Origin of the sequence: Kribbella sp. NBC_01505, from assembly GCF_045040285.1 — a bacterium.
Taxonomy (GTDB): domain Bacteria; phylum Actinomycetota; class Actinomycetes; order Propionibacteriales; family Kribbellaceae; genus Kribbella.
Genome location: NZ_CP109425.1, coordinates 4,084,070 through 4,096,086, shown reverse-complemented (window position 1 = coordinate 4,096,086; position 12,017 = coordinate 4,084,070). Strand labels below are relative to the sequence as shown.

The following is a 12,017-nucleotide window of genomic DNA, read 5'->3' as shown; positions in this document are numbered from 1 at the left end:
AGGGCCGTTACGGAAAACTCTTTCATCTAGTCGCATCGAAAGTCGATCTCCCCCCACAAAAAGCCGCGTGCATCAGCACTTGCAGCCGAATGTGCACGAATCCGTGCACGCCCACTGGACCGGAATGGCTCTGTCCGTGGCGCCAACTAGGCTCATCGTCATGCGTGAAGGTGAGGCGACTGCTGTACTACGACGCCTCGCCGCCGGCCGGGCCGATCGGCTCACCCATGTGGAGACGGTTCCCGCTCGTCCGGGACGCACAGGTGAGTGGCCGCGCTGGGTTCCGCCCGAGGTCCTCGACCAGCTGGCCGACGCCGGGATCACGGCACCGTGGATCCATCAGGTCACCACGGCCGAGGCGGCGTACTCGGGTCGTCATGTCGTGGTCGCGACCGGGACCGCCTCCGGCAAATCACTTGGCTACTTACTACCTGCCTTCGCGACGCTGAGCATCGCGCAAGCCGCCTCACCACACCGGCGGACCGCCTCGGTGCTGTATCTCTCTCCTACCAAGGCGCTGGCCCACGACCAGCTCCGCGCAGTCTCGGCGTACACAGTGCCTGGGCTGCGCCCGACCACACTCGACGGCGACTCCGAGCGCACCGAGCGCGACTGGGCGCGCGACCACGCCACCTATGTATTGAGTAACCCGGACATGCTGCACCGGTCCGTCCTGCCGAACCATCAACGCTGGGCGCGCTTCCTCGGCTGCCTGCAGTACGTCGTCATCGACGAGTGCCATCACTACCGCGGTGTCTTCGGTGCGCACGTCGCCGGCGTGCTGCGCCGACTGCGCCGGGTCTGCGCGCAGTACGGCGCCAATCCGGTCTTCGTCTGCGCATCCGCGACCGTTGCCGAGCCAGCCGTGTCAGGTGAGCGACTGACCGGCCTCCCGATGGAGGAGGTGGTCGACGACGGTTCTCCGCGCGGCGGGATCGCCTTCGGCCTCTGGGAGCCGGCCCTCACCTCTTTACATGGAGAGAACGGCGCCCCGGTACGTCGCTCTGCCACGGCCGAGGTGGCCGACCTTCTGACCGACCTGGTCGTGTCGGGCGTGCGGACGGTCGCGTTCGTCCGGTCGAGGCGTGGAGCCGAGACCGTGGCCATGACCGCGCGCGAGAAGCTGGCCGAGGTCGATCCCGCGTTGATGGACCAAGTCTCGGCGTACCGGGCTGGTTATCTGCCGGAAGAGCGCAGACGGCTCGAGAGCATGCTGCAGACCGGCGAGCTCACCGGAGTCGCCGCGACGAATGCCCTGGAGCTGGGGATCGACATTGCCGGTCTGGATGCCGTGCTGCTGTCGGGCTGGCCAGGTACGCGCGCATCACTGTGGCAGCAGGCCGGTCGCGCCGGACGTGCCCGCGGGGAAGCTCTCGCATTGCTGGTGGCTCGGGATGATCCGCTGGACACCTATCTGGTTCGCCACCCGGCCGCGGTCTTCGGACGGCCAGTTGAAGCGACTGTTTTCAATCCAGAGAATCCGTATGTGCTCGGCCCGCAGCTATGCGCCGCCGCTCAAGAGCTACCGCTGACCACCGCGGACTACGACATCTTCGGCAGTACGACCGCTGGTGTCATCGCGCAGCTGGTGAAGCAAGGTGCGCTGCGCGAGCGGCCGCACGGCTGGTTCTGGACGCGTCGCGACCGCGCTGTGGACGCCATCGACATCCGCTCGGCCGGTGGTAAGACAGTGCAGATCGTGGAGGACCAGACCGGTCGTCTGCTCGGCACGGTCGACGGTGGCTCGGCACATGCCTCGGTCCACGAGGGTGCTGTCTACGTCCACGCCGGTGAGTCGTATCTGGTCCGGACACTCGACCTGGAGGGTCACGCCGCCATCGTCGAGCCGGCGGCGCCCGACTACACCACCTTCGCGCGCGACGTGACCGAGATCAGCATCCTGGCGACCGAGGAGACCCGCGGCTGGGGGACGGCCGAGCTGTCCCGCGGTTGGGTCCAGGTGACCAGTCAAGTGATCTCGTTCCAGCGCAAGCTGATCGCGACCGGTGATGTGCTCGACGAGCAGCCGCTCGATCTCCCCGAGCGGACGCTGCGGACCAAGGCGGTCTGGTGGACGATGCCCGACTCGGCGGTCGAGTCGCTGGCGCTGGGCGACGTACCGGGTGCTGCCCATGCCGCTGAGCATGCCTCGATCGGGCTGCTCCCGTTGTTCGCCACCTGCGACCGCTGGGACATCGGTGGCGTCTCCACCGCGCGGCATGCGGACACCGGCCGGCTCACCGTCTTCGTGTACGACGGCCACCCCGGAGGAGCAGGTTTCGCCGAACACGGGTACGCCGCAGCGCGTGAGTGGTTGACCGCGACACGTGAGGCCATTGCACACTGTGAGTGCACGGATGGCTGCCCATCCTGCGTACAGTCACCCAAGTGTGGGAACCAGAACAACCCACTCGACAAAGGCGGCGCGGTAGCGCTGCTCACCGCACTACTCAGTAGTGAGGCTTGAAAGGCAGCGTGCGCCATGTTCGTCCTCGGAATCGTTCTGATTGTCATCGCCGTCCTCTTCGGCCTGGGTGTCTCGGTCTCGTCGACCGACTCCACCAACCTGTCGGTGTTCGGAATCGACTTCGGCGTGGTCGTGCCGACGGTGTTCTTCCTCGGCGCCGCGGCCGGCGCCGCCTTGGTCGCCGGACTTTGGCTGACGAAGAAGGGACTTGCCCGCGGCTGGCGCCGGCACCGCGAGGTGCGCAACCTGCGCGCCCAGGTCGCGACCGCCCCGACCGCGACCGAGCCCGCGGTCACGGAACGCGACACGGCCCCGGTGCTCACCGAGGACCGCGACGCAGAGGTAGCTGACGAGACAACCGTCGAGCCGCTCGCGACCGGTAAGCACGTGGCCACCGACACCACGGACCACAAGCAGTCCCACTGACCACTCTGTTGCCCACGGCATCAATTAGCACAGTGGACCACCCCAGTATCGGTGCACTGCCGTAACATCTCGATCGAAACACAGCCGCGCTTCAGCGCCCGCACGGCCACCCCGCAGCCGGATTTCGATGCCCACCGCAACGACTTTTCACTGGCAGTTAGTTGCCATTGGCATCAAGTTCCGGGGTCGTGCCATAACCACCTCCGACCGAGCTGTGCATTACTGGTCGTGGCGTCAACGTCGCGTTGAGTCACTGTCGGCCTTCCGGGCCACACCGCCTCCTCACGGGGGATCGACCCGCAACCCGCCCACCGCGCAAGGGGTGGCGAAGCGGTTCCCGGAAACACGGACCGGCTCTCGTAACGGGGTCCCGACGACCTGACGCCAGTTGAGATAGGCACGACCTTCGGAGGTTGTCTTGATCACCCGTAAGCTCTTCAGCCGTACCGGCGTGGTAGTCCTCGCAGTCAGCGTCGCACTCGCCACCGCCATCCCGGCCCAGGCCGCTCAGCCGGCCACGGACCGTTCCGCGGCTCCGGGCGTGGAGATCGGCGTGGCGAAGCAGATCGCCACCCGCGCCGACACCCGCTACTGCCTGACCTTCGTCGCGGCCAACAAGGTCCCGATGGGCGTCATGATGGCCTGTGCTCCTGGCAAGGAAGGCAAGACCCAGGAGTGGATCTACACCGAGTCCGGCCAGCTGCAGGTCGCGATGAGCAAGAGCGTCGGTGGCGCCCTTGCCAAGACCGGAGCCTGTCTGGACAGCGGTGCCGACCTGGCCAAGGTTCCGGCCGCGGCCCCGCTCCTGGTCCTGCCGTGCCGTAGCGGCGACGGCCAGAAGTGGAACTACGACGAGAGCGCAGGCACGTTCGTCAACCAGGCGAGCGGTCTCGCACTCACCTCACTGCTTGGCAAGGGGAAGGCCAAGCAGGCACAACCGACCGGCAGCATGGGTGCTACCGGCACACCGGTCCAGGGCTGGAGCGCACTGCCGCTGCCTGGCCTGGACATCCTGGGTGCAGTCCTGGCTCTGGTGAACGCGCTGCTGGCATCGCTGGGCCTGGCCCTGCCGCTGCCGATCGCGAACGCCGCGGGCAGCCTGCTCGAACTGGTGAAGCCTCAGCTGCCGATCCCGGCCCAGATGTCGGTGCTGCCCAAGCAGATGATGCAGCTGGCGCAGAAGTAACCTTCGGCACCAACTGACAGCCGGCCCCGACATCGTCGGGGCCGGCTGTTTTCTCACTCCTTAGAGATCGACACTGCTTTCAGTTGTGAGACTGGTGATCCGTCGTCGGTCAGGTGGCGGTGCTCGGGGATCGGCGCGGGATTCCGCTGCTTGCGCGTCAGCGGGAGCCGTACGCCGTCGTCACCGTCCAGGCCTTCCCTTGTGAGCGGGAATCACCAGTCGGTACCCGTCACCACCAGCACCAGTGGCCGTGGTGGTGGTGATGCCCAAACAGCAGGTCGTCTACCAGGTGAAGAACTCCGTACAACATTCGCAGTCACCTCCGCTCCGATGAACCGAACGGGCATGACGCTACCTCGGGAGTTCACGGTCTGTATCTACTCCACTACGGGTTGCGACAGAACCTTGAGCGCACTTTAACGGACCCGCAATGCTCCCCGCCCGGATCCAACTTGACCCGGCTCGACGACTCCCGGTAACCGCGCCCGGAGTGGCGACTACGCGCCGTACACCGTTTGGGCAAATGTCTTCACAAACCTGCCGCGCGGTGCCAAGGTTTGACCGGCACCAGCAGTACCGACCCTCGCAAGGAGTCCCCTGATGCGATCACTCCGGCTGTCCAGCGCGCTCGCCCTCGGCGCCACGGCCACCCTGTTGCTCACCGGCTGCCTCGGCTCGTCCGGCAGCGGCGACCAGGACGCGAACCGCAACGCCGACGCCAAGAAGGTCGAGCTGACCATCGGCTCGAACGCGGTCAAGGGCGGCAAGAGCAGCGCCGGCGCGACCTTCATCGAAGACGTGCTGATCCCGAAGTTCGTCGCCGACCAGAAGGCCAAGGGCGTCGACGTCGCCGTCAAGTTCCAGGGCGACGGCTCCGACGACGAGGTCTACAAGCAGAAGCTGTCGCTGGACCTGTCGAACAAGTCCGGCCCGGACCTGATCCAGATCGACGGCATCTGGGTCGGCGAGTTCGCGCAGGCCGGGTACATCAAGCCGCTCACCGACACCGTCGGCGACGCGAGCAAGGTGGACAACTGGGACGGCTGGAAGCAGATCCCCGAGTCGGTGCAGCAGCTCGGCACCTTCGAGACCAAGCGGTACGGCGTTCCCGGTGGTACCGACGGCCGGGTGCTGTACTTCAACAAGAAGCTGTTCCAGCAGGCCGGTCTCCCCGCCGACTGGCAGCCGAAGTCATGGGACGAGATCACCCAGGCCGGTCAGAAGCTGAAGGCGCTGTCCGGCGTGACGCCGATCCAGATCAACGGCGGCACGGCGATGGGCGAAGCGACCACTATGCAGGGCGTGCTGCCGCTGCTGGTCGGCACCGGCGCTGCCATCAACACCGACGGCAAGTGGCTCGGCGACACCCCTCAGGTCCGTCAGGTGCTGGACTTCTATCACCAGATCTACAGCACGGGCCTTGGTGACCCGGTGCTGCAGCGCGAGGCCAAGGGCCGGGACAAGTCGTTCGCCGAGTTCGCCGCGAACAAGATCGGCATCCTGCTCGAGAGCGACTACTTCTGGCGCAGTGTGGTGGAGCCGAAGGCCGGTGTCGCGAAGATGGCCGACCGCGACACCGCTGTCGGTTACGCGCTGATCCCGGCGACCAAGCCCGGTGCCGGAGTGAAGGGCCAGGACTTCGTGTCGATGTCCGGCGGTGGCGCGACGGTGATCAACCCGAACACCAAGTTCCCCCAGCAGGCGTGGGAGTTGTTGCAGTTCATGAACTCCGCCGACATGGTCAAGGCGTCCCTGGCCGGCGCGGCCAAGATCACCCAGCGGACCGACGTCAACACCGAGATCCTGGCCAGTGACCCGATGCTCAGCTTCGTTGCCACCAAGGTGCTGCCGATCACGCAGTACCGGCCGGGCCTGGCGGAGTATCCGAAGATCTCGGCGGCACTGCAGCAGGCGACCGCGGACGTGGTCGGCGGCAAGACCACCGACGCCGCCGCGACGGCGTACGAGAAGTCGGTGGAGACCGCCGCCGGCGGCAAGGACAAGGTCACCACGAACTGATGGCGACCGCTACCGAATCTGTGCGGGGCAAGCGCCCCGCACAGGATGTGGCCGGGCTGGGCGTCGGTAGAGCGCTCGGCTTCGTGGCCCCCGCGATGCTGCTGATCGCCGCGTTCCTGGTGTTCCCGGCGGTCTGGACCATCTACATCGGCGTCACCAACTACCGGCTGACCGGCGTCGAGGCGATCTCGCCGTCGATCGTCGGGCTGTCGAACTACACCCGCGCGCTCAACGACGCCCTGTTCCACAACGCGTTGTGGCTGACGATGCTGTTCGTGCTCGGCTCGGCGATCATCGGCCAGAACATCCTCGGCTTCACGCTCGCCTGGATTCTCCGCCGCGCGCGCCCGGCAGTACGCCGTACCGTCGAGGCTTTGACGTTGCTGGCCTGGATCCTGCCGTCGACCGTGGTCGCGTACCTGTGGATCGCGTTCTTCGACCGGGACACCGGCACGCTGAACAGCATCCTCGGTACGACGGGGACCGCGTGGCTGATCGACTACCCGATGGTGTGCCTGGTGGTGTTCAACACCTGGCGCGGTACGGCGTTCTCGATGATGCTCTACTCGTCCGCCCTGCAAGCCGTTCCACCGTCGCAACTGGAGTCCGCCCGGATGGTCGGAGCCTCGGGCTGGCAGACGTTGCGCGACGTGGTGTTCCCGCACATCCGCGGCCACGTACTTACCAACACCCTGTTGATCTCCCTGTGGACAGCCAACGACTTCTCGCCGTTCCTGCTCACCAAGGGCGGACCGAACCACGAGTCCGAGACGGTCCCGGTCTACATCTACAACGTCGCGCTACAAGGCGGTGAGCTCGGCTACTCGTCGGCCATCTCCTTCCTGCTGCTGCTGGCGAACCTGCTCGTCTCGCTGATCTACCTTCGGCTGCTGAGGAGGCGCGCGTGACTCCGGCCTACGTCGTACGGCGGATCGGCTTCTACGTACTGATCTGCGCGGTCACGGTGTTCTTCGCCGTACCGATGTTGTGGATCGCGTCGTCGCCGTTCGACAAGAACCCCGGTCTCGGCGTCCACTGGCCGGACTGGACGCTCGACAACGTCCGCAAGACGCTCGACCATCCGTATGCACTGCATGCGATAGTGAACTCTCTGATCATCTGTGTCACGGTCGCTCTGGCGGTCACGGCATTCGCGGCGCTCGCCAGCTACGCCTTGTCGCGGGTGCGGATCCCGGGCCGGGACGCGTTGCTGTACGGGTTGTTGCTGCTGTCATCGGTTGTCACCGGCACGGCGGCGATGGTGCCGATCTTCGTGATGATCTACCAGCTCGGGCTGATCGACTCGCGGTTCGGGGTCGCGCTGGTGATGACCGGCGGGTTGTTGCCAGCGGCAATCTTCATCCTGAAGGACTTCGTCGACGCCGTGCCGAAGTCGTACGAGGAGTCGGCGCGGGTCTTCGGCGCGTCCACCCTGCAGATCCTGCGCGACGTCGTACTGCCGGTCGCCCGACCGGGCCTGGCCACGATCATGGTCTGGGCGTTCGTCAACTCCTGGGGCAACTTCCTGGTGCCCTTCCTGCTCATCCGGTCGACCACTCTGCAGCCGGCCGCCGTACTGATGCAGACGCTCACCGACGAGGGTGGCAGCGTGAACCTGCAGGTCCTGCCGGTCTTCTCGCTGCTCTTCTCGATTCCCGTTGTCGTGCTGTATCTGCTGGTGAACTCGCGCTACGGGTTCCGCTTCCATGGAGGGATCAAGTCCTGATGGCCGGTATCGACATCGAGGGTCTGGCGACCGTCTACCCGAACGGCGTACGCGCCGTCGACGGCCTCGACCTGCACGTCGCCGACGGTGAGTTCTTCGCGCTGCTCGGCCCGTCCGGCTGCGGCAAGACCACCTTGCTCCGCACCATCGCCGGCCTGGAGAATGCTTCGGAAGGCACCGTCCGCATCGACGCGGCGGACGTCACCCGCACCGAACCAGGCAAGCGCGGCGTCGCCATGGTCTTCCAGGACTACGCGTTGTTCCCGCACATGAGCGTCGCCGAGAACATCACCTACCCCTTGAAGGTACGGCGGGTCGCCGCCGCCACGCGGGCCGAGACCGCTGAACGCACAGCCGGCGAACTGTCCCTGACCGGCCTGCTCGAACGCCGCCCCGGCCAACTCTCCGGCGGTCAGCAGCAACGCGTCGCGCTCGCCCGCGCGATCGCCTCCCAGGGCAAGGTGTTGTTGCTGGACGAGCCTCTCTCCAACCTCGACGCGCGCCTCCGCCTCGAGGCCCGTACCTTCCTCAAGAAGCTCCAGCGCGACCTCGGCATCACCACCGTCTTCGTCACCCACGACCAAGCCGAAGCCCTGGCCCTCGCCGACCGCATCGCCGTCATGGAGTCCGGCAAGCTCCGCCAGCTCGGTACCCCGCGCGAGGTTTTCGCCCGCCCGGTGAACACGTTCGTCGCCAACTTCATTGGCTCGACGCCGATGAACCTGATCCCAGGTGTGGTCTCGGCGGCCGGCGTTTCGGTGGCCGGTGGCGCTTTGCCGGTGGAGGGGTTCACTCCTGAAGGTGCTGAGGTGACGGTCGGCATCCGGCCGGAGTACCTATCCCTGACGACCGGCGACGCCGTCGGCGTTGGGCTGCGGGGAACCGTTGTGGTGGCTGAGAACCTCGGCGTCCAGTCGCTGGTCTCGGTCGACTGCGACGGCACGCTCATCGGGGTGACCGTTCCGGAGGAAGAAGAGCCGGAGCCCGGCAAGCCCGTCTTTCTCACGGCTCCCGCCGCGCGCGTTCTCCTGTACGACCGAGAGTCCGGGGAACTGCTCGCCCGACAGCCGGTCGCCTGATGGCAGTCACGTCGTACCGACGCGTCTGGACGCTGGACGACCGGGCCGAATCCGTCTGGCATTCCCTGCCCGTCGACGTACCGGCCGACTGTCCAGGACTCCTGGTCACGTTGACGGTTCCGCCGATCGACGGGGTTGTCATCGACATCGGCTGTGAGGGCGCCGGCGGGTGGCGCGGCTGGTCCGGCGGCGCGCGGCGGACCTTCGCGATCACCCCGACCGCGGCGACCCCCGGATACGTCCCCGGCGAACTCGAGGCCGGCACCTGGTGGGTCGTCATCGGCCTCTACCGTCTCCCCGTCGAAGGCGCCGAGCTCATCGTCGAGGCCGTCACCGGACCGGTCGCCGAGATCCCCGGCCTGACCGCGTACGCCGAGGCGACGGCCGCGATCGCCGTACCGGAGCGCCCGCCCCGCCGTGTCCTCCCCGCCGCGCCCGGCCTCCGCTGGATCGCCGGTGACTTCCACGCCCACTCACTGCACTCCGACGGCGCGACCCCGATCGCCAACCTGGCCGCCATGGGCGTGGCCGCCGGCCTCGACGTCCTCGCGATCACCGACCACAACACCGTCGCCCACCATGCCGAACTCCCCGGTCTCAGCGACCGCTTCGGCATCGGCCTGATCCCCGGCCAGGAAGTCACCACCGACACCGGCCACGCGAACGCCTTCGGCCACCTCGGCCCCATCGACTTCCGCCGGCCCGCCGCCACCTGGGTCAGCGAGGTAGCCCGCCAAGGCGGCCTGCTCTCGATCAACCACCCACTCAGCGGCGACTGCGCCTGGCGTCACCCACTGACCGAACACCCACCGCTCGCCGAGATCTGGCACTCCTCCTGGCTCGACCACCACTGGGGCGGCCCCATCGCCTGGTGGCAGTCCTGGGGCCTCGACACCATCCCCATCGGCGGCAGCGACTGGCACAACCCCACCTCCCCGACCCCCATCGGCACCCCCACCACCTGGCTAGCAGTCGACGCGGCCGCCGAAACCCCCGCCGAGCTAGTCGAAGCCACCCTCCAAGCCCTATCCGCCGGCCGAACCGCCATCTCCACCACCTACAACGCCCCCGTCCTCCTCCGCCTGGAAGACACCCTCCTGGCCCTGGACGCCCCCAACACCCTCATCCTCTCCCCCGACGGCACCCCCCACCCCGTAACCTCCGCCACCCACCACCTCCCCGCCGCCCCCGGCCCCCACACCCTCGTAACCCACACCGGCCAGTTCCTCTCCACCTGCACCTAACGGCACTGACCCGGTCGTCACGCGCACCCTCGCACACCGCACCGACACGTCGGCCGCCTCGGCGATCTCCTCGACCGTGACGTTCTCCGGACCTTTCACACCCGGCGCAGCCCCGCGATTCCAGCCATCGGGGAGACACTCCGGTGGCCGGAGACACCATCCGGTGGCATGAGACACGGCACACCCTGTCCTCGCCCCCCACTTCCTGTCCCCACCCACCAGCCATAACTGCAGCACGCCCGCCGGCCCCGGCCCCGGCCCCGGCCAACGCGCCGATCGCCCAACGCGTCCCCCGGCCAACTCCATCTGATGGGCTGGTTCCGGTCGAGGCGGATTCACGGACGATTACTGCCTCTATGAGCCTGTTGCGATTTGGCCGGCGGCATCCTCCCCAAACCGGTTCGGGGAGGATTTGGGACCGATTCGGGGGGTGAACGCTCCCCGGTTCGCCTTCCGGGAGGACGAAACTCTCCCCGAACCGGTTTGGGGAGCGATAACGCAACAGGCTCTATTTGGCAGTAGGTCTCCGTGGATCTCCGCTGGGCTGGTCAAGAACTCCGCCTTCCCGGATGTGCTCGTCCCGTCCGGCCGCTCGGATTCGGCCGATGACGTACGCGGTGGCTGGTCGCCGCTGCGGCCGGTATTACTGAGGCGGGTGGCTCAGCAGTTCTACGGCTGAGGGGGATGGTTCGGTCGGCGACCGCGGTTCCCGTTGCTTGAGCTTCCGGGCTACGGCTGAGGTCGGCGGGTGACGGCAGTCAGTAAGTTCTGCGCAGTGGAGTCCGATCGCTGGGCAGGTGATCGGTCTCGCGCCACGACTGCTGGCGTGAGACACCTTGTGACGGCTGGAGACCTGTTGCCATAGGTCTCCGGCCCCCGCTTGCTGTCTCCAGCCCCCGCTCGGTGTCTCCAGCCCCCGCTCGGTGTCTCCAGCCCCCGCTCGGTGTCTCCAGCCCCCGCTCGGTGTCTCCGGCCGCCGGTGGTGGCGCGGGACCAGCGGGCCAGCGGGGTTTGGGGAGTTCTACTGGCCGGTTTCGGCAGGTCAGGCTCCCCAGTCCGACCATCACCGCCCCCGCGAGTGGCGCCACCGTGTGATCAGCACGCGAGTGTGGGGACCGTGCCGCCGGATATCGATTTTCGACGACCTATTCCTCACACTCGGCGCCCCGCTCCTCACACTCGCACGGTGGCCTTCCCTCGCCGACCGCACGGTGGCTTCACTCGCCGACCGCACGGTGGCTTCACTCGCGGGCAGCACAGAGGATTCACTCGCCGACGGCATCCCCCCGGCCGACTGTTTTTTGGCGGCAGCAACCAGCGCGGCGGGTCAGCTATCAAACCTCCTGATCGTCGGCGGAAACCACAGCCCGCCAGCCCAAAGCAACGGGAACCGCGGTCGCCGACCGAACCATCCCCCTCAGCCATAGAACTGCCGAGCCACCCGCTTCAGTAATACCGGCCGCAGCGACGACCAGCCACCGCGTACGTCATCGGCCGAATCCGAGCGGCCGGATGGGGCGAGCACATTCAGGGAGGCGGGGTAACTGGCCAGGCGAAGTGCCCAGCCACTGCGACCCTCCCCGAACCGGCTTGGGGAATAGCAGCCGCCAAATCGCAACAGGCAGCACGACTCCGTGACTCTGCAGGCGAACCCGCAGCACGCACCTTTGTGGTGATCTGCTGCCGCTGGGTGGCAGTAGATCACCACAAAGACGAGCTTCCAGGTGTTCGCAGTAGCCAGCCGTGCGGGCGACCAGCCACCCCCGTACGCCGTCGGCCGCGACCAACCGATCGGCACTTGGTGGGTTCGGCTCCGGCGCTCGGGGCCGGGGCTTGGCGTGGTTGGGGTCGGGGCTTGGGGTGCTTGGGG

Annotated in this window: 8 protein-coding genes; all 8 read left to right on the top strand. The window is 67.2% G+C overall.

Annotated elements, in window-relative coordinates:
* Positions 1-160: 160 nt before the first annotated feature.
* The 8 genes from OG474_RS19430 to OG474_RS19395 all read left to right on the top strand — a co-directional run bounded on the left by OG474_RS19430 (position 161) and on the right by OG474_RS19395 (position 10,147).
* On the top strand, positions 161-2,467 hold the full coding sequence (locus OG474_RS19430; RefSeq protein WP_405063746.1) for a DEAD/DEAH box helicase: 2,307 nt from the start codon (positions 161-163) through the stop codon (positions 2,465-2,467).
* Positions 2,468-2,482: 15 nt separating this feature from the next.
* A complete protein-coding gene (locus OG474_RS19425; protein WP_405063745.1) occupies positions 2,483-2,893 on the top strand; it encodes a hypothetical protein in 411 nt (136 codons plus the stop codon).
* 418 nt (positions 2,894-3,311) lie between these two features.
* Positions 3,312-4,079 (top strand): ricin-type beta-trefoil lectin domain protein, encoded by a 768-nt coding sequence (locus OG474_RS19420; protein WP_405063744.1) that lies wholly within the window; start codon positions 3,312-3,314, stop codon positions 4,077-4,079.
* Between the two features lie 600 nt (positions 4,080-4,679).
* Positions 4,680-6,098, top strand: a complete 1,419-nt coding sequence (locus tag OG474_RS19415) for an extracellular solute-binding protein (RefSeq protein ID WP_405063743.1) — start codon at positions 4,680-4,682, stop codon at positions 6,096-6,098.
* Complete coding sequence (locus tag OG474_RS19410; protein ID WP_405063742.1) at positions 6,098-7,006, top strand: carbohydrate ABC transporter permease; 909 nt, start codon at positions 6,098-6,100, stop codon at positions 7,004-7,006. Before OG474_RS19415 ends, OG474_RS19410 begins: the two co-directional genes overlap by 1 nt.
* Positions 7,003-7,824, top strand: a complete 822-nt coding sequence (locus OG474_RS19405) for a carbohydrate ABC transporter permease (RefSeq protein WP_405063741.1) — start codon at positions 7,003-7,005, stop codon at positions 7,822-7,824. Before OG474_RS19410 ends, OG474_RS19405 begins: the two co-directional genes overlap by 4 nt.
* A complete protein-coding gene (locus OG474_RS19400) occupies positions 7,824-8,903 on the top strand; it encodes an ABC transporter ATP-binding protein (RefSeq protein WP_405063740.1) in 1,080 nt (359 codons plus the stop codon). Before OG474_RS19405 ends, OG474_RS19400 begins: the two co-directional genes overlap by 1 nt.
* The gene (locus OG474_RS19395) at positions 8,903-10,147 is read left to right on the top strand and encodes a CehA/McbA family metallohydrolase (RefSeq protein ID WP_405063739.1); all 1,245 of its coding nucleotides are present in this window, start codon (positions 8,903-8,905) and stop codon (positions 10,145-10,147) included. The genes OG474_RS19400 and OG474_RS19395 overlap by 1 nt, the downstream gene beginning before the upstream one ends.
* Positions 10,148-12,017 lie beyond the last annotated feature (1,870 nt).

Excerpts from the sequence above, each read along its gene's own strand:
- OG474_RS19430 (WP_405063746.1), top strand. The coding sequence starts at position 161 with ATGCGTGAAGGTGAGGCGACTGCTGTACTACGACGCCTCGCCGCCGGC.
- OG474_RS19425 (WP_405063745.1), top strand. The coding sequence starts at position 2,483 with ATGTTCGTCCTCGGAATCGTTCTGATTGTCATCGCCGTCCTCTTCGGC.
- OG474_RS19415 (WP_405063743.1), top strand. The coding sequence starts at position 4,680 with ATGCGATCACTCCGGCTGTCCAGCGCGCTCGCCCTCGGCGCCACGGCC.
- OG474_RS19410 (WP_405063742.1), top strand. The coding sequence starts at position 6,098 with ATGGCGACCGCTACCGAATCTGTGCGGGGCAAGCGCCCCGCACAGGAT.
- OG474_RS19400 (WP_405063740.1), top strand. The coding sequence starts at position 7,824 with ATGGCCGGTATCGACATCGAGGGTCTGGCGACCGTCTACCCGAACGGC.
- OG474_RS19395 (WP_405063739.1), top strand. The coding sequence starts at position 8,903 with ATGGCAGTCACGTCGTACCGACGCGTCTGGACGCTGGACGACCGGGCC.